Annotated in this window: 22 protein-coding genes and 1 pseudogene; 8 read left to right on the top strand and 15 right to left on the bottom strand. The window is 59.7% G+C overall.

Translation table 11 applies throughout. The annotated features are described in order from the left end of the window. Window positions 1-41: 41 nt before the first annotated feature. From JAO29_RS02250 to glpK, 3 genes are read right to left on the bottom strand one after another with little or no spacing between them, the layout of a single operon-like run. On the bottom strand, window positions 42-782 hold the full coding sequence (locus JAO29_RS02250; protein ID WP_334266542.1) for an MIP/aquaporin family protein: 741 nt from the start codon (window positions 780-782) through the stop codon (window positions 42-44). Beyond that, window positions 782-2,341, bottom strand: coding sequence for a glycerol-3-phosphate dehydrogenase/oxidase (locus JAO29_RS02245; RefSeq protein WP_334266541.1), 1,560 nt, complete (start codon window positions 2,339-2,341; stop codon window positions 782-784). The genes JAO29_RS02250 and JAO29_RS02245 overlap by 1 nt, the downstream gene beginning before the upstream one ends. Next, on the bottom strand, window positions 2,338-3,843 hold the full coding sequence (glpK, locus tag JAO29_RS02240) for a glycerol kinase GlpK (RefSeq protein WP_334266540.1): 1,506 nt from the start codon (window positions 3,841-3,843) through the stop codon (window positions 2,338-2,340). The genes JAO29_RS02245 and glpK overlap by 4 nt, the downstream gene beginning before the upstream one ends. Before the next feature lie 246 nt (window positions 3,844-4,089). Between glpK and JAO29_RS02235 the strand changes: the two genes are divergently transcribed. Next, window positions 4,090-5,349, top strand: coding sequence for a glycoside hydrolase family 28 protein (locus JAO29_RS02235; protein ID WP_334266539.1), 1,260 nt, complete (start codon window positions 4,090-4,092; stop codon window positions 5,347-5,349). Between the two features lie 7 nt (window positions 5,350-5,356). On the opposite strand, the gene JAO29_RS02230 is transcribed toward JAO29_RS02235, so the two are convergent. From JAO29_RS02230 to trxB, 3 genes are all read right to left on the bottom strand, one after another. Continuing rightward, entirely contained in the window at window positions 5,357-5,668 is a 312-nt protein-coding gene (locus tag JAO29_RS02230; RefSeq protein WP_334266538.1) for a DUF167 domain-containing protein, read from the bottom strand. Continuing rightward, complete coding sequence (locus JAO29_RS02225; protein ID WP_334266537.1) at window positions 5,658-6,362, bottom strand: YggS family pyridoxal phosphate-dependent enzyme; 705 nt, start codon at window positions 6,360-6,362, stop codon at window positions 5,658-5,660. The genes JAO29_RS02230 and JAO29_RS02225 overlap by 11 nt, the downstream gene beginning before the upstream one ends. 118 nt (window positions 6,363-6,480) lie before the next feature. Beyond that, window positions 6,481-7,434: a thioredoxin-disulfide reductase gene (gene trxB, locus JAO29_RS02220; protein WP_334266536.1), complete on the bottom strand. Its 954-nt coding sequence runs from the start codon at window positions 7,432-7,434 to the stop codon at window positions 6,481-6,483. 85 nt (window positions 7,435-7,519) lie between these two features. Between trxB and JAO29_RS02215 the strand changes: the two genes are divergently transcribed. Then, window positions 7,520-7,720, top strand: coding sequence for an allantoinase (locus tag JAO29_RS02215; RefSeq protein ID WP_334266535.1), 201 nt, complete (start codon window positions 7,520-7,522; stop codon window positions 7,718-7,720). Window positions 7,721-7,735: 15 nt separating this feature from the next. Here JAO29_RS02215 and JAO29_RS02210 read toward each other — a convergent pair whose 3' ends face one another. Together JAO29_RS02210 and JAO29_RS02205 are read right to left on the bottom strand one after the other, a co-directional pair. After that, window positions 7,736-9,004 (bottom strand): diguanylate cyclase domain-containing protein, encoded by a 1,269-nt coding sequence (locus JAO29_RS02210; RefSeq protein WP_334266534.1) that lies wholly within the window; start codon window positions 9,002-9,004, stop codon window positions 7,736-7,738. Between the two features lie 159 nt (window positions 9,005-9,163). Further along, on the bottom strand, window positions 9,164-10,609 hold the full coding sequence (locus JAO29_RS02205) for a sodium:solute symporter family protein (RefSeq protein ID WP_334266533.1): 1,446 nt from the start codon (window positions 10,607-10,609) through the stop codon (window positions 9,164-9,166). A gap of 5 nt (window positions 10,610-10,614) precedes the next feature. On the opposite strand from JAO29_RS02205, the pseudogene JAO29_RS02200 reads away from it, so the two are divergent. Next, window positions 10,615-11,775: pseudogene (locus tag JAO29_RS02200) on the top strand (alpha/beta hydrolase family protein); the annotation flags it as partial. Between the two features lie 157 nt (window positions 11,776-11,932). Here the strand turns inward: JAO29_RS02200 and JAO29_RS02195 are convergent. Continuing rightward, the gene (locus JAO29_RS02195) at window positions 11,933-13,219 is read right to left on the bottom strand and encodes a YihY/virulence factor BrkB family protein (protein ID WP_334266532.1); all 1,287 of its coding nucleotides are present in this window, start codon (window positions 13,217-13,219) and stop codon (window positions 11,933-11,935) included. Between JAO29_RS02195 and JAO29_RS02190 the strand changes: the two genes are divergently transcribed. Both JAO29_RS02190 and JAO29_RS02185 read left to right on the top strand, forming a co-directional pair. Then, the gene (locus JAO29_RS02190) at window positions 13,192-14,088 is read left to right on the top strand and encodes an MBL fold metallo-hydrolase (RefSeq protein ID WP_334266531.1); all 897 of its coding nucleotides are present in this window, start codon (window positions 13,192-13,194) and stop codon (window positions 14,086-14,088) included. The two genes, JAO29_RS02195 and JAO29_RS02190, sit on opposite strands and share 28 nt — an antisense overlap. Before the next feature lie 84 nt (window positions 14,089-14,172). After that, window positions 14,173-15,051 carry an aldo/keto reductase gene (locus JAO29_RS02185; RefSeq protein WP_334266530.1) on the top strand — a complete coding sequence of 293 codons (879 nt, stop codon included), beginning with the start codon at window positions 14,173-14,175 and terminating at the stop codon, window positions 15,049-15,051. 36 nt (window positions 15,052-15,087) lie between these two features. Here JAO29_RS02185 and ligA read toward each other — a convergent pair whose 3' ends face one another. Further along, window positions 15,088-17,193, bottom strand: a complete 2,106-nt coding sequence (ligA, locus tag JAO29_RS02180) for an NAD-dependent DNA ligase LigA (RefSeq protein WP_334266529.1) — start codon at window positions 17,191-17,193, stop codon at window positions 15,088-15,090. Between the two features lie 48 nt (window positions 17,194-17,241). After that, window positions 17,242-17,673, bottom strand: coding sequence for a hypothetical protein (locus JAO29_RS02175; RefSeq protein WP_334266528.1), 432 nt, complete (start codon window positions 17,671-17,673; stop codon window positions 17,242-17,244). A gap of 86 nt (window positions 17,674-17,759) precedes the next feature. Here JAO29_RS02175 and JAO29_RS02170 point away from each other — a divergent pair, with 86 nt between their 5' ends. Then, the gene (locus JAO29_RS02170; RefSeq protein WP_334266527.1) at window positions 17,760-18,638 is read left to right on the top strand and encodes a sulfurtransferase; all 879 of its coding nucleotides are present in this window, start codon (window positions 17,760-17,762) and stop codon (window positions 18,636-18,638) included. An 11-nt stretch (window positions 18,639-18,649) separates the two neighbouring features. Here the strand turns inward: JAO29_RS02170 and hscB are convergent, their stop codons facing one another. Genes hscB through JAO29_RS02150 form a run of 4 tightly spaced genes read right to left on the bottom strand, consistent with a single transcriptional unit; the run spans window position 18,650 to window position 21,491 of the window. Beyond that, window positions 18,650-19,258: a Fe-S protein assembly co-chaperone HscB gene (gene hscB / locus JAO29_RS02165; RefSeq protein WP_334266526.1), complete on the bottom strand. Its 609-nt coding sequence runs from the start codon at window positions 19,256-19,258 to the stop codon at window positions 18,650-18,652. A 23-nt stretch (window positions 19,259-19,281) separates the two neighbouring features. Then, a complete protein-coding gene (gene miaA / locus JAO29_RS02160) occupies window positions 19,282-20,274 on the bottom strand; it encodes a tRNA (adenosine(37)-N6)-dimethylallyltransferase MiaA (protein ID WP_334266525.1) in 993 nt (330 codons plus the stop codon). Further along, on the bottom strand, window positions 20,268-20,417 hold the full coding sequence (locus JAO29_RS02155) for a hypothetical protein (protein ID WP_334266524.1): 150 nt from the start codon (window positions 20,415-20,417) through the stop codon (window positions 20,268-20,270). Before JAO29_RS02155 ends, miaA begins: the two co-directional genes overlap by 7 nt. A 9-nt stretch (window positions 20,418-20,426) precedes the next feature. Continuing rightward, a complete protein-coding gene (locus tag JAO29_RS02150) occupies window positions 20,427-21,491 on the bottom strand; it encodes a TonB family protein (RefSeq protein WP_334266523.1) in 1,065 nt (354 codons plus the stop codon). A 171-nt stretch (window positions 21,492-21,662) separates the two neighbouring features. On the opposite strand from JAO29_RS02150, the gene JAO29_RS02145 reads away from it, so the two are divergent. Both JAO29_RS02145 and JAO29_RS02140 read left to right on the top strand, forming a co-directional pair. Continuing rightward, window positions 21,663-22,184, top strand: coding sequence for a MogA/MoaB family molybdenum cofactor biosynthesis protein (locus JAO29_RS02145; protein WP_334266522.1), 522 nt, complete (start codon window positions 21,663-21,665; stop codon window positions 22,182-22,184). A 15-nt stretch (window positions 22,185-22,199) separates the two neighbouring features. Next, window positions 22,200-22,877 (top strand): YqaA family protein, encoded by a 678-nt coding sequence (locus JAO29_RS02140; RefSeq protein ID WP_334266521.1) that lies wholly within the window; start codon window positions 22,200-22,202, stop codon window positions 22,875-22,877. Window positions 22,878-22,884: the final 7 nt, after the last annotated feature.

Here is a 22,884-nt window from a genome sequence, read left to right as displayed (position 1 = left end):
TTATTTGTGAAGATTTTGCGCAAAATAGGCGGGGGGGGACCCTAGCTGACGCTCAGCCCCCGTATCACCGCTGCAGCCAGCATCGCGCCGATCACCGGGCCGGCTACCGGAACCCAGGCATAGGCCCAGCCCGAGCTGCCCTTTCCCGCAATCGGCAGCAGAGCGTGGGCCAGACGTGGTCCCAGGTCACGAGCCGGATTGATGGCGTAACCGGTTGTTCCTCCCAGCGAAAGGCCGATCCCCCACACCAAGGCGCCCACCAGCATCGGACCCAGGCCGGGTGCGACACCCGCCGGAGCGATCCGTTTGGAGAACAGGGCCGTCGCCACCAGCACCAGAACGAAGGTTCCGATAATCTCGCTCAGCAGATTCCAGCCCGGCGAGTAGACTGCGGGTGCCGTAGCAAAGCAGGCGAACTTCGCCTCCGCATCCTCAGTCAGCTGCCAGTGCGGCTTATAGTGCAGCCACACGACCGCAGCGCCGCAAAGCGCTCCCAATATCTGCGCCGGAATGTACGTCAGCAGACGCTCCGCGTGCCCGGTCATCATGACGGAGGCAACGGTAAACGCGGGGTTCAGGTGACCATCGGTATCGCCGAGAGCGGCGCTTACAGCCACGCCTGCAAACACAGCGACCGCCCAGCCCGCTGTGATCGAGATCCAACCGGCATTCTGCGCCTTGGATCGGTTCAGGAGAGCTCCCGCCACGACGCCGTTGCCCAGGACAATCAGGACGAAGGTCCCGAAGAACTCACCAATTACAGCTGACCAGCCACCACCCATTATTCGCCCTCATAGATATAGCCAGCCGCCACCGTCCGAAAAGTCTCAAGATCGCGAGTCTTCCAATCTTCACTGCGACCCAGCTCCCGGGCAAGCACATCGGCGACTCTGGGCGCAGCTTCCAACGCCGCCCTCGCATCCAGAAACAGAGCGCGCGTTCGCCGTGCCAGCACGTCCTCGACGGTGCGCGCCATCTCGTATCGCGCAGCCCACACGACCTCGCGCAGCTTGTAAGGAAGCCGAGGATGCAGTGGGGCATCCAGCGCAGGATCCTTCACCGACAGCTGCTCGAGCGCGGGGAGATCAGACCCATAGACCCGTTCCGACTCCGCGGCGGGAAGATCGCGACTCCAGCCATGCAGCCGGAGAGATTTCGTCCGCGACTCTTCCTTCCGCAACCCTCCTGCCTCGGCGGCATGATCGATCGCGTCCTCGCCCATCTTTCGGTAGGTTGTCCACTTGCCGCCCGTGACGGTCACCAACCCGGAGGGCCGGACCAGGATGGTGTGATCGCGCGAAAGCTTTGAGGTTGAGCCTCCGCCCTTTCGCACCAGCGGGCGCAGGCCCGACCACATGCTCAAAATCTCATCTGGCTTCGGGCGCCGTCCCAGATATCGACCGATGTGTTCCAGAAGAAAGCTGCGCTCTGAAGCCATCGCTCTCGGCTCCAGCATCGCACCCTTGACGGCTTCATCTGTCGTTCCCACGACGGTCGCGCCATGCCACGGAATCGCAAAGAGCACCCTTCCATCCGACGTCTTGGGGATCATCATGGCGCACGAGGTCGGCAGGAAAGTTCCCGGCAGGACGAAGTGGCTTCCTTGGCTTACTGACAGCAGGCTCTCCCGGTCTCCGTCCATCGCGAGTACCTGCTCTGTGAACACGCCCGTCGCATTGATGACGACTTTAGCCTGCAGCTCGAAGCTGGCATCGGTCTCCAGGTCGTGAGCCTTGACGCCCAGCACCTTGCCGTTCTGTTCGATCAGACCCCTTGCTTCGACGTAATTGATGGCTGTGCCCCCCAACGCCTCGAACGTCCGCATCAGCGAGATCGCATATCTCGCATCATCGAACTGGCCATCGTGGTAAAGTACGCCTCCTCGCAATCCCTCTTCGCGGACTCCAGGCAGCATGGCCACAGTATCCCGCTTCGACAACATGCGGGACGGACCAAAAGAAAACTTGCCCGAAAGCCACTCATATACCTTAAGGCCGAAGCCGTAGTAGGGAAGTCCGAACGTCCCATAGATGGGAACGACGAACGAGAGGTCGTGAACAAGATGCGGAGCATTCTCGAGCATCAGGCCGCGCTCACGCAGGGCATCCATCACCAGCGTGATGTTCATCTGCTCCAGGTATCGCACGCCTCCGTGCACAAGCTTGGTGCTCCGGCTGGAGGTTCCCTTAGCGAAGTCGGCCCGTTCAAGCAGAACGGTCTTATAGCCCCTGGAAGCAGCCTCGACTGCGGCTCCCAGCCCTGTGGCTCCGCCGCCGATGACGAGCACATCCCATTGCAGCTGCTCGCCAAGTCTGCGCAAAATTCCGGCGCGATCACTCAACCTGCGCTCTCCTCCTCGCGTGTCCAGTCCCTTGCGCGTTCCAAGGCTCGTCTCCAGACCGCGCGCACCTTCCTGCGTCCTTCCGCGTCAATGGCGGGACGGAAGATGCGGTCCATCTGCCACTGACTCGCGATGGCTTCCTTATCAGGCCAGTATCCCACGGCCAGTCCGGCAAGATATGCCGCGCCCAGTACCGTTGCCTCCGCGTTCTTCGGGCGCACCACTTCAATGCCCAGAACATCGGCCTGAATCTGCATCAAGAGGTTATTGGCAGCCGCTCCACCATCCACGCGAAGCTGGGCCAACGGAAGACCGGAGTCCGCCTGCATCGCCTCCAGAACATCCGTCGCCTGTAACGCGATCCCTTCCAGCGCAGCCCGCGCAATGTGGGCGCGGGAGCTTCCCCGTGTCAGCCCGACGATGGTTCCTCTGGCGTGTTGATCCCAGTGTGGAGCTCCCAATCCGGCGAACGCCGGCACCACCATCACTCCGTCTGCGCTGTTCACGGAGGCTGCCAGCGCCTCTATCTCTGCCGAGGTACGAATCATCTGCAGGTCGTCGCGCAGCCACTGCACGACAGCGCCAGCCATCAACATGCTTCCTTCGAAGGCGTATTCGACCTGATCTCCGATCTTCCAGGCCACCGTGGTCAGCAGCCTGTGCTTTGAGGCGATGGGCTCCGAGCCGATGTTCAGCAGCATGAAAGCGCCCGTCCCATAGGTACACTTCGCCATTCCCGGCCTGGTGCACATCTGCCCGAACAGCGCCGCCTGCTGATCGCCTGCGATTCCGGCGATGGGAATTCCTTCGAGCAAGCCGGTAGTCGTTGCACATTCGCCGCTCGATGCAACGACTTCAGGGAGCATGGAGCGCGGCACCTCCAGCAGTCGCAGGAGGTCATCGTCCCAATCCATGGTGTGGATGTTGAAGAGCATGGTCCGGGATGCGTTCGTCACGTCCGTGACATGCCGTGCACCCTTGGTCATCTTCCAGATCAGCCAGCTGTCCACTGTGCCGAACGCCAGTCGGCCTGCCTCAGCCTTTGTTCTCGTCTCTACAACGTTCTCAAGAATCCATCGGATCTTGCTGCCCGAAAAGTATGCGTCGGGAATGAGCCCGGTCTTTGCCTGGATTGCCTCCCCTTCGCTCCGGCGCAGTGACTCACAGAACTCCGCGGTGCGGCGGTCCTGCCACACGATCCCGTTGTAGACCGGCTCGCCGGTCCCACGATCCCAGACGATCGTAGTCTCGCGCTGGTTCGTAATTCCGATTGCGGCTATATCGCGTTCCGTCAGGTCCGCCTTCGCGAGGGCCGCGGTCGCCACTCCGCTCTGCGACGACCAGATCTCAGTAGGGGAGTGCTCGACCCATCCGGGATGAGGAAAGATCTGGCGAAAGGGCGTTTGAGCGATCGCGCGAACGGATCCCGCGCTATCGACGATCATCGCCCGTGAACTCGTCGTCCCCTGATCCAGGGCCAGGATGAACTTTTGTGCAGCCAAGCCGCCTCCTTGCTTCCCAACCAGCCTTCTGGCCGTCATGAAGCCACGAGCCAATGTATAAGATTAGCGCTAACTTTGTGCCGAAAAGCAGCTGTTTCCCTCCTCGCGAGCAGGACGAATACAGAAAGGTATCGCCGGTGGAAAGGCATTGGAGAGGGATGATCTCACCTTACGAAAGAACACAAGCGTGGTAGGACCAATTTCGAGTATGATTCCCCCTAACATTCAGCAACAGGAAGAGGATTCATGAATCGTCGAAGCATCTCGTTTACCGCACTGCTTCTCGCCGCGTCATTGCCGGCGGCCGCGAAGGTCTGCCGGGTTGAGGCCTACGGTGCGAAAGCGGACGCAACCACCAAAAACACCAGGGCGATCCAGGCTGCTATCGATGACTGCGCCAAGGCAGGTGGAGGAACTGTCGAGCTTGCCGGTGGCGTCTTTGTGTCTGGGCCTATCGTGCTTAAGAGCAATGTGAGCCTCGACCTTGCCAAAGGGACGACTCTGCTTGGCTCTCCAGACCACGCAGATTATCCCGCCAAGAGCGAGTTCCGTGCACCGGGAACCCAGTCTCTCGTCAGCGCCACCAACGCGCAGAACGTTGCCATCACCGGCTCGGGCACAATCGACGGAAATGGAGAGAGCTGGTGGGTCGAGGCCCGGTCCACTCGTAACGCCGGCGTAGTGGGTGCGGTTCAGTTCCGCCCCCGCCTTGTGGTCTTCGATCACTGCAAGCATGTGCGGATCGAAGGAGTAACCATCCAGAACTCGCCGAGCTGGCAGGTGGTACCGTACTACACCGACGACACGGTCATCCGAAACGTTCGCATCCTTGCGCCGCAACACTCGCCCAACACGGACGCTATCGATCCCTTCAGCTCTTCCAACATGATCATCGACCACGTCTACGCCGATGTTGGTGACGACAATATCGCGATCAAGAGCGGCATCATCAACTCACCCGGGCCGGACGAACCAAGCAAAAATATCGTCATCACCGACTGCGACTTCATGCATGGGCACGGTCTCTCGATCGGCTCCGAGATCGCCGGAGGAGCGAACAACATCCATGCTGAACGCATCCACTTCAAGGGAACGGATCAGGGAATCCGCATCAAGGCTAATCGTGACCGCGGAAACCAGGTCTACAACATCTCTTTCAAAGACATCACGATGGAAGAGGTAAAGACCTCGATCCTTATCAGCGAGTACTACCCGAAGGTTCTTCCCCAGGGAGATGTGGCAGCCGCTCCGGTCACACGCCTTACGCCCTTCTTCCATGACATCACCATCGAGAACGTCAACTCGGTAAAGGGAGAAACCGCAGGCGTGATCGTCGGTCTGCCTGAATCGCCCGTGAAGAACGTGGTGCTGAAGAACATCAACATCTCTGCCGAGAAAGGCATGACGATCGCCTACGCCGATGTAAAGGGTTTCGGTGTCCACGTTGTCTCCGCTACGGGAGAGCCGATGACGGTGGCTCCTTCGGCCAAGGTGGACCTCAAGTAACGCTGTCTTAGCAGTCGATCTCCGGTGAGAGCGCGGCCTGGATCTCAGCCGCGCTCTTTCCTCTGATGCGGAGCGTTTTGCTTCTGCTGCTGGTGCGGGCGATCAGCGAGACCTGCGCACGCGGCAGCCTCAGGCGTTCCGCTACAAACGCGATCAGTGCCTCGTTCGCCTTTCCATCTACAGGCGGAGCAGTAAGGGCAATCTTCACCGCTCCCGCATGCAATCCTGTCACGGCGTTGCGCTTTGCTCCCGGATGAACCCGCACGCTTACCGTGCAGCCATCGGGGACATCACGCGCGAAATCGTCTTCAGGATTCATTCGCGGCCGGGTAGATTCGCTTTCCGAAGATTGCCGTGCCCACACGAACGCAGGTGCTGCCTTCCTCAATAGCGACGCGGAAGTCATTCGACATCCCCATCGAGAGCTGAGTCACCCTGGGATGCTTCTTGACGGCCTCATCCCGAAGACGGCGCAGCTCGGAAAAGTAGGGCCGCGCTGTTTCGGCATCTTCTGACCACGGCGGAACCGTCATCAGACCGCTTACTTCAACGGAGGTCAGTTCTCCGATTGCATCCAGCAGCGCGGGAAGCTCCGGGGGAGCGATGCCATGCTTCGATTCCTCGTGGCTCAGCTTGACCTCAATCAAGATGGGGAGTCGCTTGTTCCGTGCTTTTGCGGCTGCATCCAGCCGTTGCGCGATCTTCAGGGAATCTACGGCGTCGATGGCGTCAAACAGCTCCGCAGCCTTGTTGGTCTTGTTGGACTGCAACGGTCCTATCAGGTGGAACGCGGCGTCGTGCAGGCCGGTGAGTGTTGCGGACTTCTGCTCAAACTCCTGCACCCGGTTTTCGCCAAACAGCCTCTGGCCCGCCTCATAGGCCTCCAGAATGGCCTCTGCCGGGTGAACTTTGCTGACGGCCATCAGGGCGACGTCGCTCTCGTTCCGGCCCGTCTGCTGACAGGCGGTGGCGATCTCCTGCTTCACGCGTGCAATGTTTTCATTGATGCTCATCTCATCTGCATCTTACTTGCTTGCGACCATCAATTTCATGCGCCCACGCTGCGCAGGCCCCGCCAACAGAAAAGGCCAGCCGATTACGGCTGGCCCTTCTCTTACGTGCTTGTGAGAGTTAGCGCCCGTGCTCCTCGAGATACTTCTCGACCTCAAGGGCAGCCATGCAGCCCGACCCTGCGGCAGTGATCGCCTGCCGATAACGCCGATCCTGGATATCTCCGCAGGCAAACACGCCGGGGATGACCTCCCCGTTCTTTGTCGTCAAAACGTTGTTCTTCGTCAGGATGTAGCCGTCATCATCGAGGTCCATCATTCCCGCAAAGGCCTTGGCGTTCGGCTCGTGTCCGATTCCCAGGAACATGGCCGAGACTGGAAGGACAGACTCAACGTTAGTGACCCTGTTCTTCACGCGCAGTCCTTTCACGTCTTTCTCTTCGACGCCCAGAACCTCTTCGACCACGGTGTCGGGGAGAAACTCAATCTGGGGATGAGCCATTGCGCGCTCGAGCATGATCTTCGAGGCGCGGAATCGATCGCTGCGATTGATCAGCGTCACCTTGGTGGCGAAGCGGGTGAGAAACAGCGCCTCTTCCATGGCGGAGTCGCCGCCACCGATCACAGCGATCTCCTTGCCGGAGAAGAAGAATCCGTCGCATGTTGCGCAGGAGCTTACGCCATGACCGATCAGGGCCTGCTCACTCGGCAGGTTCAGCCAGCGTGCACTCGCTCCGGACGCGATGATCAGGGTTCGCGTATGAATGACCTCTTTCCCGACGTGGAGAGAAAACGGACGCCTGGTCAGGTCGATCGAGCTAAGGTGCCCCATGCGCAGCTCCGTGCCGAAGCGCATCGCCTGCTTCTTCATGTTTTCGATCAGTTCCGGGCCCTGGATACCTTCGGGCCATCCGGGGAAGTTCTCCACCAGGGTGGTGATCGAAAGCTGGCCTCCGGGCTCGTGGCCCTCCAGGACAAGGGGCTTCAGGTTGGCCCGCGCCGTGTAGATGGCAGCAGTAAGGCCCGAGCATCCGGAACCGAGGATGACAGTATCGCGAGTCGTATTTTCGCTCATAAGCTTCCTTAGTGTAAATGCGTCACCGGCCAAAAGGATGCATAGTCCCCATCAGCCCCTGTCGGCCGGCATCTAAAATGGGATCATGGCAAATCTAACGCTGGTCTATGGAATGAGACTCTTACCCGCCGACGAGATCGCTCGTGTGGGCGACGCCCCGGTGGAACTTAAGAACGGCAATCAGGCCCAGGTGACTATGCATGTGCTTGAGGGAAGCCGCGAGCAGATCGAAGCACAGCTCCGGATGAGCCTCGATGCCTTCTTCGACTTCTACCCTGAGATCTAGCGCAGAAGAAGATCCTCACACCTGGACGACCGGCCCATAAGCTTTCTGCTCATACATCCTCTGGTCGGCGAGCCGACGGAGAAGGACCTCGTCAGTGGTGTCTTCCGGGTAGATGGAAACCCCGACGCTTGCGCTCACCACAAAGCTCTCATTTCGGAACGTAAACGGCTTGCTGAGACTCTCGCTGACGCGAAGGTTGGCGATCGCGACGATCTCCGATCGTGTGAGACTCGTCGGTAGATTCGTCAGCAGCAGGATGAACTCATCGCCGCCGAGCCGGGCCAGCGTATCCACCCTGCGAATGACCTGCTGCAGGTTCTTGGCGATAAACAGCAGCAGTCGATCGCCGGTCTCATGTCCGCGCGTATCGTTCACCGCTTTGAAACCGTTCAGGTCGATCATTACGACTGCCGCCTGCAGCCCTGTCCGTTGGGAGTGTTTGATCGCCTGATCCAGCTTGTCCTCAAAGCAGCGGCGGTTTGCCAGCCCGGTCAGCTGGTCGTGCAGGGCATGCCACTCATTGACGGCAACCTGCCGCTCCAGCAGCACCAGAAGCATACCGATCGTCACAAGGAACTTCTGCCAGTCCCACACCTCGGCTGCGAGGGCGATATAGCTGGGCTGGGTCGAGATCCAGGAATGAAGCAGGAAGATCACCGACCACATGATGAAACCCGCAACAATCACCACCCTTCCCAGGCTCTCCTTCGGCAGGCTCGTGCTGAAGAGAATGGCCACCAACAGATAGAGAAAGAAGAGCGGATAGTAGGCAGCGTCACGAAACATGCAGGCTGAACCGGAGGCCCGGATTGGCACCCAGAGGAGCAGCTGCACGATGATCAGCCACCATGCCCTGCCCAGCCTGTAGCTTCGAACGATCAGAAACGGCAGCGCGAGGCCCACGGCGAGCCCACAGCCGGCAACCAGACGATAGGCTTCCCTTTGATGGACGTCGAATGCATACGTCGTCTCCAGTATCAGCAAGGAGGCCGTATTCACCGACAGATAGATCAGGCTTTGCCGTCGTGGAAAGAGCGGCTTCGCCGCCGCCCAGAGAAAGATGATCCCGGCCGCGACGTATGAGTCCAGCGCTATGACGTGACTTGGAACGTGGAGCGGACCCGAAGGCTGGTAAAACGCGTAGGCGATCGCCTCAACAAAGATAAACAGTAGCCCGATGATCCAGAGCCCCACTCCCTCCTGAAGGTGGCGGCGGCGCAGGAAGTACAGAATTGTCAGCAGACTGGCCATCGCGGCCAGATCGGGCAGAAGAGCGATATTCATCGACCCTCCCCCGGGGCCTGCATCCTTCGCATCATGGCAATTCCCGAATCTCTCCAAACAGATAAAAGTGATCTTCCGCAGTCACAGCCTAAGGGGGAGTGCGAACGATTCTCGACAATACCCCGCGGGCGGTGCAAGAGTGAATCCCACAAAAGCACCCTATCCTTCGCTTAGCGCTCTCAGCTGTTCCCGATTTGGTGCCGGAGTCATCATGCTCACGACAACCAGACACGTCAGCGATGCGAGCAGGGCAGGGAAGATCGCATCCCGATTGCCGATCGCGGCCGGCAGATGTGGAGCTACCCACTCCCAACCGACCGTGACTATCGTGCCGACGGCAATGCTGGCGACGGCGGCTACCGCCGTCGCGCGTTGCCAGAAAAATGCCGCCAGAATGACGGGTGTCAGAGCGGCCGAGTAGATGGTATAGGCATACAGCGCCTTCTTCAGCACAGATTCGGTCCCCAAGGACTGAACCAGCGCCCAGATTCCCAGCAAGACCACCATCAGCCTGCTTACGATCAGAATCTTCTTGTTCGAGGCTTTGGGGTTTATATAGCGCACGTAGATGTCGTTGACCAGATTGGTCGCCGGTGAAAACAGCCAGTTGTTCGCCGTCGAGACGATCTTGGCGAAGATCGCTCCCATCAGCAGCGCTCCCAGCAGCCGAAGTACGGGCGACGCGTCACTGAAGCCATGCATCCCGCAGTACGCCAGAATCTCGCGCGGAGCCTTGCTCACCTCGCCGCTCGGAAAGAGCGCCGATCCGGTTACGGCGATCGCCACAATGACGGTCTCCAGAATCACGGTGCCGATAATCCAGCCGACCACGGCGCGCCGGGCATCCTTCTCCGATTTAGCCGAGAAGAACTTCTGGTACATCGACTGATTTCCCAGCAGCAGTAGACAGGTCGGCAGGAAGAGCTCCAGGCACTGAATCACACTCAGATCGCCGAACCACTCAAAGTGCGTCGCCGGGAGCGCCGTATGAACGGCCTGCCATCCTCCCGCCCTGTGGATGAGCACCGGCAGGGCAAGACACATGGTTGCGGTCGCCATCAGCCCGATCACGAGGTCCATGTAAGCGACTGACGACATGCCCGCGATCGCCGTAAACAGGATGACGAAGGCAGCCAGGATATAGCGCCCCAGGATCGGTGTAATGACCTGGGGAAAGATCAGGTGGAGAATGTCCCCGCCGCCGATCAGCTGATAGCTTGTGATCGCCGTGTAGGTCAGCAGGATAGCGATCACCCCCAGGACACGTGCCTGCTGGTTATAACGCGCCTCCAGCAGATCGGGGATCGTGAACTGCGCAAACTTTCTTGCCCTTGGGGCGATGAAGTAGATCAGCAGCAGCCCGGCCCATCCACCGGCCGCCTGCCACAGGGCAGCAAAGCCATGCTTGTAAGCGTTTTCGGCTCCTCCCAGCAACGATCCCGACCCGACCCACGACGACAGCAGGGTAAAGATCAGCACAAAGGCCGGAAGCGATCGACCCGCTACAAGGTAATCTGCCTTGGTCTTGACCTTGCCCAGCCGGGCTAGTGAGACTGCGAGCAGGGTTGTGACGATGACCGCGAGGACCGATGCATAAAGATTCATGAGGTATGGTGAAAATTGTAGCCCTTGCGGTCCTCGATCCCATCTGGGATCCGATCCATCGACCCGAGCTAGCCCAATCATCGATCTTGCAGCGAGAGGACTTCATGAAGATTCTGCTTTTGGCCTTCTGTATTTCGGGGACTCTTATGTGGGGACAGGCGCAGCCGGGGAGCTCCCGTGCGACGGCAGGGACGGGCGCTCCCGTGGCCTCGCTTCCACCTGCAAGCAGCCTCAGCTCGGCCCAGCGTACCGCCCGGGAGCAGCAGTGGCGAGCTGAGATCCGGCATCAGCTCTATATTCCTGCCAGATTGCCCGCGCTCGATGCCAGAACCTGGTCCAGCTTCAGCCCGGTCCAGGGTGTGATCGCTGAAAGAGTCACCTACCAGACCTCTGCCAACATGCTGGTTCCCGCCATCGTCTATCGACCGGAACACAGCAAAGGGAAGATTCCCGGTATCGTCGTCGTCAACGGCCACGGCGGCGACAAATTCAGCTGGTATGCCTTCTGGAGCGGCATGATGTTCGCCCGCGCCGGAGCAGTGGTCGTTACCTATGACCCTATAGGCGAGGGCGAGCGCAATCTGGACAAGAGATCCCGCGCCGGATCGCACGACAAGATCGTTCCTCCGCCCCCAGGCGTCTCGGACACCGACTGGGGACAGCGCCTCGCCGGCCTCATGCAGGTCGACCTGATGCAGGCAGTCAGCTATCTTCGGTCTCGGTCCGACGTAGACCCGGGACAGATCGCTGTGGTTGGCTACTCCATGGGCTCTTTCATCTCCGGAATTGCCGGTGCCATCGACCCGCGTATCCACGCCGTCATTCTCAGCGGAGGAGGCGACTACGACGGTCCCGGCGGCTACTTCGACTCCAACCCCCTGCCGTGTCAATCGCCGCCCTATCGATCATTGTCTGTTCTCGGTGACCGCGGAGCCGTCCTCTATGCCCTCAACGCTGCTCGTGGTCCCATGCTGGTCATGAATGGAGATGCCGATACGGTGATGGATATGGCGCATCACGGCCCGGAATGGTTTGAGTCCGTACGTCAGCGAGCGATCGCTCTCCGGGGAACCGACAGGAATATCTTCACCACTATCCGCTATCCAGGAATAAGCCACCGCACCTCCTGGGTGGACAGAGATGGTGTGGCCTGGCTGGGCAGACAGGTACACTTCGCCAATTGGACCGAGGCGGAGATCGCCTCCGCTCCCGTCACCCACATCAGCACCTGGGCCGGGGCCAACGATGTCGATATCGCCCCGAACTATATGCGTGAAGACCGCGAGGGAGGTCTCGATGCACTCGGCACTGGCTTTCCCGGCATCAGGCGGGAGGATCTAATGGTTCTTCCTCCAGCGGAATGGGAGAAGAATAAGGATCGTCTGACCTACGAGGCGTGGGCGGCGAAGACGATGCAGGCTCAGAAGCAGGCGGCGCAGCATCGCTGACTCGCAGGACCATCTCGCGCGGTTTACTCGAGAGACGCTGCTCCGCCGCTGCAGCCTCGATCTCACTATTGATCTCCGCGCCAAACAGCAGCATAAAACCCGTTATGTAGAACCACATCAGAAGGATGATCACCGCTCCCAGTGACCCATAGGTGACGGAGTAGAAGTTGAAGAAGTGCAGGTAAAGACGGAAGCCGAGGGAGACCAGGACCCAGGCCAGAATGCCTACGGCACCACCTGGTGTCAGCCATCGCCATCGCCGTCTGCGTACTCCGGGAGCCCAATAGTAGATGACAGCGAAGCACAGGGTCAGCAGCGCGGTGGAGATGCTCCAGAAGATCAATCTCGAGATCGAAGCGAGCACAAATGCCACAAAGCGGCTCTGCACGTTAGTGTGGGCGATTGCGGCAACGAAGTCGCCTCCCAGCAGCGATGCCAGCGTTAGCGAGGCAAGCACTACAAGGATGATCGTGACTCCGATGGCTGACAGTCGAGCGCGAAGATAGGACCGGGAGTCATGAATGTTGTACACCGTATTCAGCGCGTCCTGAATCGCTGAAACTCCCACCGAGGCGGACCATATAGCAGCAATCAGCCCGAAGGTCAGTTTGCCCGACGTAGCGTGTGCCGTCGTCTCGTTGAACGTGGTCAGCACCATGCCCAGCGCTGACGTAGGCACCACCAGGGCCAGATACTCCAGCAATTTGTAGTAGATGGACGACGCAGACTGTGCGGCCAGTCCAAGAATGGAGCTGGCGCTGAAGAGCGTCGGAAACAGCGCGAATAGAAAGAAGAACGCCAGCTCTGCCGCACGTCCTAAGAGATTGTCAGATAGCAGAGATCGCCACGTTCGTCTTGCGATCGTTCGAAACGGTACACCTTCCAGGTTCCAGAGAGAGTGCAAGGGAGAGCGGGAGACGTAGTCCCAGACGCTGGGCTGGACCTCGCTGGACAGGTTTGCCGTAGTTGGACCGAAGTGTACGATAAACCCTCCTTTTGCCCGGACGAGCGTTTCGCCCGCCTTGTTTTTCTCCTGGGAAAGTTCTTTAACATAGATGCCGCAAGATGGGCGCTGGGTCGCATCGTTGGCTTGCTGAAAGCATCTAGTTAAGTGTGAGTATCCATCGAGGTGGGGTGACTCAGTTGTGGCGGAGAAAGCCATTTGCAGTCACAAAAGTCGGTCAGCTTTGGCGGCTCGTCCGCGAGAGCCATGAACAGCCAATCGAAGGTCAGTCCAGGCAGGCTGAACTTGTAGAGCCGGGTGAAACCGGAGTCACCTTCATCGGACACTCGTCTTTCTTTCTCCAGATCGGCGGCCGAAATGTGCTTGTGGATCCCGTCTTCGCGACGCGCCTCATCCTGCTTCGCCGTCAGCGGCACCCGGGCATTCGGGTAGAAACCATTCCCGCCATCGATGTTGTTCTCGTGACCCATGCGCATATGGACCATCTCAACATCGCCTCGCTGAGAAAGATCATACGTTCCACGCGCAGGCTTCGAGGCCGCGCTCCGGAGATCGTTGTCCCGCATGGGGTGGAAGATCTTGTCTCCCAGTTAGGATTCCGAAAAGTATTGACGCTCAAGTGGTGGCAGGAGGTTGAGGTTGCCGGTCTGCGGGTCACGATGACTCCCTGTCGGCACTGGGGCGCGCGGATGTTTAAGGACACCCATCGCGGCTTCGGCGGATACGTGATCCGCTCCGGAAACCGCTCAATCTATCACTCCGGTGACACGGCCTACTTTGATGGCTTCGCCGAGATCGGTCGACGCCTTGCTCCTGAAGTTGCTCTGCTGCCGATTGGAGCCTATTTCCCGGATAGTTACCGTTCCGTTCACACCTCCCCGGAGGAGGCTGTGCGCGGCTTCGTCGAGCTCGGCGCCCGCGTGATGGTTCCCATGCACTATGGAACCTTTCGGCTGGGACGCGAGCCCATGGACGAACCCCTGAAGCGCCTACGCGCCGAGGCCGCCCGTCTGGGAATTGGGGACCGCATCCGGGTCCTTGAAGAGGGCGAAACTCTCCGAACCTGATTGTCATCAGTGGAGATGTCTTCCTTCGCCCGCGATAGCTGATTCTTCACAATCGTCGACCCAGTGAAGCGCATCGAATCCCGTATGACTTCTCAAGGAAATTCTGTAGCAGACGCAAAGGCGAGTGGAACGTTCGCGATCGGCGGCGACATGCCGGTCAACCGGCTGGGATATGGCGCGATGCGCATAACCGGCAAAGGTATCTGGGGTGAACCGCAGGACATCGAGGGCGCGAAGAAGGTGCTCCGCCGCGCGGTGGAGCTGGGGGTGAACTTCATCGACACCGCTGATTCCTATGGTCCTGAGGTGAGCGAACGCCTGATCGGTGAGGCACTGGCTCCCTACCCGCAGGGGGTGGTCATCGCCACCAAGGCAGGTTTGACTCGCCAGGGTCCCGATCGCTGGCTGCCGGTCGCCAGGCCGGAGTATCTCCAGCAGGAGGTTGAGATGAGCCTGCGCCGCCTGAAGGTAGAGCGCATCGACCTGTGGCAGCTACACCGCATCGATCCCAAGGTTCCGGTCGAAGAATCCCTCGGCGTCATCAAGATGCTGCAGGAACAGGGCAAGATCCGCCATGTCGGTCTGAGCGAGGTCAAGCCGCACGAGATCGATCAGGCGCGGAAGGTAATAGAGATCGTAAGCGTGCAGAACCAGTACAACATCTCTGACCGCAGGCACGAGGATGTGCTGGAGTACTGCGAAAAGAACAATCTCGCCTTTATCCCATGGTTCCCAGTAGCGGCGGGGAAGCTGACCCAGCCCGGCGGAGCCCTGGACGAGGCCGCGAAGCGGCACAATGCGACGGTCTCGCAGCTCTCACTGGCATGGCTGTTGCATCGCTCGCCGGTCATGCTGCCCATCCCCGGGACGTCGTCTGTCGAACACCTTGAGGAAAACGTGGGAGCGGCGTCCGTAAAGCTCAGCGACACCGAGTGGAAAGAGATCGAAGCAGCCGCAAAGTAGATTTTCCGGGATAACCACCAAAGTTGATTTTGGTGGTTATCCCTTCAGCAGCTCCAGCAGGCCTGCTTCATCCAGAACTTTCACCCCTAACGCCTGCGCTTTATCCAGTTTCGAGCCCGCATCTTCCCCTGCCACTACGAAGCTGGTCTTTTTGCTCACGCTTCCCGAGACCTTTCCGCCCGCGGCTTCGATCTTTTCCTTTGCTTCGTCGCGGGTGAGATCAGGCAGCGTTCCGGTCAGCACGAAGGTCAGGCCCTCGAGCGTGGTACCTACGACCTTCTTCTCTGCCGTCATGTTGAGTCCAAGCGACTCGAGATCATCGATCAGCTGCAGATTCTTCTCGACGGCGAAGAACTCGACGATCGCCTGCGCAACCTTCGGACCCACCTCGTTAACCGCTTCCAACTCCTCTGCCGATGCCTCGCGAAGGGCCTTCATGGAGCCGAAATGCTGCGCGAGCAACTGGCCGGTGCGCTCGCCTACGAAGCGTATTCCGAGACCGAGCAGCACGCGAGCCAGCCCGGCGTTCTTTGACCGGTCAATCTGCCCAAGCAGGGCGTCCGCTGTCTTTTCTCCTACACGCTCCAGCCCGAGGAGGTCCTCGCGCTTCAAACGGTAGAGGTCCGCGATGGTATGGATCACCGGTTTGCGGGTTGCTATGGGAGCGCCTTCTTCCGTTACGGCCTCTGTATCGCCGTTGAAGGAAGCGCTTTGGCCAAGCAACTGCGCCACCATGGCGTCGCCGAGCCCTTCGATGTTCATCACGCTGCGCGCAGCCCAGTGCAGCAGCTCTTCCCGCACGCGTGCCGGACAGGAGTTGTTGACGCACCGCCAGTCCACCTCGCCCTCGACCCGCATCAGCTCGCTTCCGCATATGGGGCAGACGGCGGGAAACACGATCTCGGTCTTGCCGCGCGGATGCTGCTTGTCTTCGACGACTTCGACGATCTTGGGGATGACGTCGCCGCCCCGCTCAACCTGGACGAAGTCGCCGATCTTTACACCGAGGCGGGCGATCTCGTCGGCGTTGTGCAGGGTCGCCCGCGTGACGGTCGTTCCTCCGATCAGCACCGGGACCAGTACAGCGACCGGCGTCACCTTCCCCGTACGCCCCACCTGGAAGTGCACATCTTCAAGCCGGGTAACGGCGGCACGAGCGGCGAATTTATACGCGATAGCCCAGCGTGGTGCCTTGCCGGTAAATCCGAGACGGCGCTGCTGTGCGGTCGAGTCCACCTTGATCACCACGCCGTCGATCTCGTACCCAAGCGTCTCGCGGAGCGGTTCTGCCTTCGTGATGAAGTCCAGAACGCCGTCAATAGTCTTTACCGTTTTGGTGTGCGGATTGACACGAAAACCGGAAGTTTTGAGAGCGTCCAGTGTCTGGCTGTGAGACGGAAGGAAGGTCTCACCCTCGCGAAGAAGGAAGTAACCGTAGAGATCGAGCCGTCGTTGTGCAACGATATTGGGCTCCAGCGTTCGGATCGTTCCTGCCGCAGCGTTGCGCGGATTGGCAGCAGGAGCCATTCCCTGGGCGACCCGTTCCTCGTTCATCTTCAGGAAGGCTGCCTGGGGCAACACAACCTCGCCGCGCACTTCGAACGAAGCTGGAAGCTTCGCTGCACTGAGCTTTTTCGTGCTCACGCTCAAGGGCACGGAACGGATGGTCCTTACGTTGGTGGTGACGTCCTCGCCGGTGGTGCCATCGCCACGGGTAAGCCCGCGTTCCAGCTGCGATGTTCCGTTGGCGCCGGGCGAGTATTGAAGAGCCATGGACAAGCCATCGAGCTTTAGCTCGCAGACATACTGGACGGTGTCGGACGCTGGAAGCCCTGCGCGAACGCGTTGATCCCACGCCCGCAGCTCTTCCTCGTTATAGGCATTGTCGAGAGACAGCATGGGCCGCGAATGTGCGACCTTGGCAAACCCTTCGCGCGGTTTGCCTCCGACCCGCTGTGTGGGAGAGTCCGACGTGATGAGATTCGGGTGCTCCGCCTCAAGCTTCTTGAGGGTATTCATGATTGCGTCGTACTGCGCGTCGGTGATCTCCGGCGCGTCCAGGACATAGTAGAGATACTCGTGGTGACGAATATCTTCGCGCAGCTTCTCGATCTGTTCTTCGGCCGTAGGGGCGGTCGCCATAGCGAAGATTATAGAGAGCGAAGCGCAGTGGATGGGATTGGAGCAGGCTTAGTCCAGCGGCTTAAGATTAGGCTCCACCCATTCGAGCCGCGCCTGGGTAGAAGCGGCCAGATCGAAGTCATAGTACTGGCGGAAGATGTCGCGGTTATCGGAGTACTGCTCGACCGCAAGCAGCGCAAAGGCGGCCCGGTCAAGCGCTGGATGTTCGCCGCGCAATGCGGCCAGCAGGCGGATCCACATGACCGTGATGGTCTCGTGATACCCGCTGGTGGCGGTATTTTTTCCACCCACGGATTCGTTATATCTGCGGACGCAGCTCCGCATCTTTTCGAGTGCAGCTTCGCGTCCGTGCCGATGCACATAGCATGCACCGGTCAGGAGATGAGCGGCATGGGTCCACTCTGACTTCGGCAGCGTACATTCCTCGAACGCTTTGATGAAGTCATCGATCTCGGCTTCTGTAGAGGGAAGCGACGGCATCTTTCGAGCATAAACGGAGAGGCTGAATTATGATCTTGTCTCATCCCAGAGGTTCCCTGCACACGATGAACGAAAGGCCGGTTGCGATGAGAACTCTTCGTCTTCTCCTGATTCTCCTCTTCTCAAGTTCCATGCTGGCCCAGCGTCCAGCGGCTCCGCTTCTGGTGGACGTCGACTACCTCGCGAAGCATCAGAACGATCCGAATACCGTGATCCTTGAAGTGGGTTCAGAAAAATCCTATGCGACGAACCATATCGCAGGGGCGCGTCTGCTGACTGTCCAGGATGTCTCCTCACCGATGAAGGCAGCGCCCGGCAAGCTGTCGCTGGAGCTCTTGCCGCCGGAGGAGCTTCGTACCAAGCTAACCTCCGTAGGAATTTCGGACGGGAGCCACATCATTGTCTACTCGGGCAAGGACGGCCCTTTTCAGCTGACCACCCGCGTCATCTTCGCTCTCGAATACATGGGTCTTGGGGACCACACGTCACTGCTGAACGGCGGGCTGGCTGCGTGGACCGCTGCGGGCAAACCGGTGACGACAACGGTTCCCGATGTCACGCCGGGAAGACTTACCATCGGTCCGGCAAAGAACCTTGTTGCCGATGCGGACCTGGTGCGCTCGATCGCAGAACACCCGGACTATAAGCTGATCGATTCCCGCACGCCAAACTTCTATGACGGTGCCGATCCCACCTTCGGAAAGTCTGGGCATATTCCCGGCGCGGTCAACATTCCCTTCAACCAGGTCTTCAGCGGCAACTCCGAGGTAGACCTGGCGCAGTTGAACAAGGTCTTTTCAGACGCTGGCGTCAAGACTGGCGACACCATCGTCACCTACTGCCACCTGGGCGCACAGGCCACGGCCACGCTCTTTGCGGCACGTGTCCTCGGCCACCCAGTCATGTTGTACGACGGTTCCTTTCAGGACTGGGCGACCAATAATCGAGGGGAAGTGGTGAAGTAGGTCCAGGATCGCTATTCGAGAGCCTCGTTGACGTCGCGCACGAGGTTCCGCAGATAGCTTCGTTTGTTGAGAAGGTTAACCATAGCGTCGCGGGTCGCTGCTTTGGCGGTATCGTCATCGGCGTCCACAGCCACATCCCACTTCTTCCAAAGCTCCTCAAGCTCCTCCTGCGTCTCCACCATTCTTGCGTCGAAGGTGTCCTTAGCGGTCATCAGGTCGCGTCGTAACTCGGGTTCGTCTTCGCCCATCTGCTTCGCCATCCGCATCTCCTGGAGCTGCATGTTCAGCTCGAAGACCTCTTCCAGCAGCTCAGGAGGAACGATCTGCTTCTTCTCCCCACCGCCCTGCCGCGCGGCATCGGTGGCTGCCTTCGACTGCTCTTCCAGCTCGACGCCATGAAGCTTCAGCAGGTATTGGGTGCGAAGGATGGGGTCCTTCAGCGTTCGATAGGCGTCGTTCAGCTGCGAAGACTGCTTCAATGCCTGTTCCTGTTCCTCGGCCGGTCGCGCCGCAAAGCGGTCGGGATGAAGTTTGCGGCTGAGGCCATAGAACTGCTTTTCAAGAGCCGCGGTGTCGATGACAAGCTTCTCAGGAAGGCCAAATACCTCGAAGTAATTCATAGGACTATTGTAGAAGCGCGGGGTTATTGCGGGAGCGAGTCTCGATGCCGTCTAAGGAACTCCTCCACCCGGCGGAAGGCCTCTTCGACTATATCCGTCTCGCTGCCAAGACCAGTAAGCCAGTGCATCTGCTCGTCGCGGCGGAACCAGGTGAGTTGCCGCTTTGCGTAGTTGCGGTGTCCCTGCTGGGCCTGCGCAACCGCCGCATCGAGAGTTAGCTCTCCTGCGAGTACGGCTGCAGCCTGCGCGTAGCCGAGAGAACCCAGAGCTCTACAGTCACGGCCATATCGCTCAAGGAGCCTGGAGGTCTCTTCCATAAGGCCCCGCCCGAACATCGCTGCTGCTCGTTCATTGATGCGCTCGTAGAGTCTCGCTCTCGGCGGATTGAGTCCGAGCCGGAGGATGCAATAGCCCGTCAGCCGGTCTCGTCCCTGCTTCCACTGTTCCCTCATCGGCGTTCGTCCAGGTCCATCGGCGTTCGCCGCAAGGGAGACTTCGATGGCGCGAATCACCTTCGGAACGTCGTTGGGGTGGATCTCCGCGGCTGCTGCGGCATCGAGCCGGGAGAGGATCCGGTGCAGGTGGGCGGGCCCCCGGTCAGGTCCAAGAGTCTGGATCCGGCGACGCAGACGGTCTCGCAGCTCCGGTCTTGCGGCAGGCGCAGGAAAGAGACCATCGATCAGGGCGCGCAGATAGAGGCCGGTTCCTCCTGCGACGATAGGTATAGCTCCTCGCGATGAGATTCCGGCCAGTGCCTCGCGGGCAAGGCGGCTGTATTCTCCGGCAGTGACCTGCTCATCGGGCCAGGCGATGTCGATCATGTGGTGAGGAACCAGACTGCGTTCCTCATGCGTCGGTTTGGCCGTTCCTATCTCCATCTCTCGGTAGACCGCGACGGAGTCGCAGGAGACGATCTCGCCGCCGAAGCGCTCCGCCAGGCGGATGGCCAGAGAGGTCTTTCCGCTGGCGGTTGGTCCCGCCAGCACAATCAGGGGCACATCTTCGGAGCTCACCAAAGTCTCCACCATCCCATGGGGAAGACCCGGTGCGGCCCGGCGCGGAATATGCTGAACAGCAGGACGGCCAGAGCCAGCAGTATCAATCCTCGAATCTGCTGGCGGCGTTCCCGGCTAAGACGTTCCGGAAGAGGCAGGGCCATCGAGGATGTCTACTCCGTCCTCTTGTTGACGAGATAGTGGATCCGCAGCTCGAGGTTCGGACCGTGAAACTCCTTGGGGAGCGGAGGAAACTGCCCTACTCCGGTGATGGAGCCCCAGGCAGCGCGGTCTAACGCCTGATCCTGCGTGGATCCGTCGAGATTCATGGCTCCGATGCGGCCGTCCGGAAGAATGGAGAAGCGGATGAGGGTCTCGCCGGATTTGTTGAGCGGGGGACGGGCCTCTTCTGGAATCAGTGGAAGCCAGGTGTTGTAGATCTGGCGCAGAATCCTGCGGAGGTAAGGGTTGAAGTCGACTCCCATCGTATCGGAGAGAATATCGACGCCCGTATTGAGTCCCTGGTGCTCGACTGGGATATTTGCACCATAGTCTCCGCCCTGGCCGGGATTCTGCGCTGCCTGCTGGGCCGCCTGCCGGATCGCGTCGCCTGCGGAGAGAGGCTGGTTCCCGAAGTTTGGCCGCGTAGGAGCCGGCCGTGGTGCCTCAATTGTGGCCTGCTGGGGCTGCTGTGGAGGATGCTGCGGCAACGGCTGCTGGGGTTGCTGCTGTGCCTGCTGTTGCGGAGGGGGAGCCGGTGCGGGCGTCGCTGGCTGCGGTGCAGGAGGCGCCGTTATGGCTCCTGGTGCGCCGGACCGGCGCATCGCCTGCAGCTGTTCTAAGGTCTTGCGATCGATGCTTGGTTTCTTCGTCTGCTGGACGCGATCTTTATCGCTGATGACGTCGGTCGGCTTCTTCGGAAGATGCTTGCCGATATCCTTTGGCATGTCGAGGTACGTCAGCTGCTTGTCGCGCTCCTTGAGGACATCCGCAGGATTGATCAGGTGGGGCTGGTGGAAGATGACCTGAGGCCCGTAGAGCACGAACCATCCGATGGCCAGCCAGATGATGATGGAGATGTAAACTGCCTCACGAAACCGCGCACGCGCGCGCTCATCATCGAGAGCATCGAGCAGATGAATCAGCTCATGTTCTTCAAGGTCGCCGTACCGGTTCGTCCGTACTCTATTAGGAGGGGTCGGTGGCGCGGAGCTGGGTGGAGTCTCGAGTGAAGGCATCGGGTATCATTGGTCAGACGGCTGAGACGCGCTGAAGTTGCTGTTACTAAAAAGATGCTTAACCCGTCCTCTGCAGGTAACCACGTCGTCTACTTTCATTTTCTCATCATTCGCAGGGCCTCGGCGAGAGGTTCCATACGACAAAGATCCGAAAGATCGTAGACTTACCAGATGAACTCAGGATTCGCCGTGGATACTCGCGCTTTGGTCATCACCGTAAGCGATAGTTGTTTCAGAGGATCCAGGGAGGACCTTTCAGGTCCGTCAGTGGCTGCCCTACTCCAGGAGGCAGGCCTCAATCCCGTTGTCAGCGAGATTGTGCCGGATGAGCTGGAGATGATTATCTCCGCGTTGAGACGAGGAACCGAGGCGGCGGATCTTATCGTAACTACTGGAGGCACAGGACTTGCACCTCGAGATGTGACCCCTGAGGCCACCCGGATGGTCTGCGAGCGCCTCGTCGAAGGCCTGGCCGAAAGGATGCGTGCGGCAGGTGCTCTCCAGACTCCTCTCGCTGCCCTCAGCCGGGCGGTCTGCGGGACCGTTGGGACTGCGCTGATCGTCAATCTGCCCGGAAGTCCAGCTGGCGCACAGAACTCCCTCCAGGCAGTCCTGCCCCTGCTTCCTCATGCGCTGGAGTTACTGCGGGGAAGAACGGACCATGGACGGGACGACGCATCTAAGCAAATGTAAAATAAGAGCTATCCCGTGAAGATTGCCCCTGCAAGCGCTTGGCTCCATAAATTGAACGCTTTGAATGCCGGCCTGATGGCTGCTCTCACGCCTTTCGGCGCCTGGGGACTCGGCGGTCTGGCGATTATTGACTCGGCGGCGATCCCTGTCCCCCTCGATGCCATGGTCATCGAGTTTGTTGTGCACGACCATGCGCGGTTTGTGCTGTATTGCTTTATGGCTGCCCTGGGTTCTGCCATCGGCAGCATGCTTCCGTTCTATCTGGGCCGTGCTGGTGGGGAGCTGTTCCTGCTGAAGCGCATCAATCGCGAACGCTACGAGCAGCTTCGGGACAAGTTCGAACGCCAGGAGTTCCTCGCCATCATGATTCCGGCGATGATGCCTCCGCCGATGCCGGTAAAGCTGTTTGAGATCGCCGCCGGTGTCTTCGAGATGCGTACCCTGTCCTTTTTCGGCGCCATTCTGCTGGGGAAATTCATTCGCTTTATGGCCGAGGCCATCATCACCATCCTCTACGGCCCGAAGATCGTGGCAACGATGGGTACGGCGATGAAGGACCATCTGGGCTATGTCCTGGCTTTTGCCTGTGCGCTCATCCTTCTCATTGGGATCTGGGTGATGCGCAAGGTCTTCGATCGGCGAAAAGGTGACTCTCTAGCCTCCGAACGCGACGTCAGCGATATTCCCGACTAGGCGCTCT

Origin of the sequence: Edaphobacter sp. HDX4 (assembly GCF_036877565.1) — a bacterium.
Classification (GTDB): Bacteria; Acidobacteriota; Terriglobia; order Terriglobales; family Acidobacteriaceae; genus Edaphobacter.
Note: the sequence above shows the minus strand (reverse complement) of the source record. Positions and strands in the feature narration are given on the sequence as shown.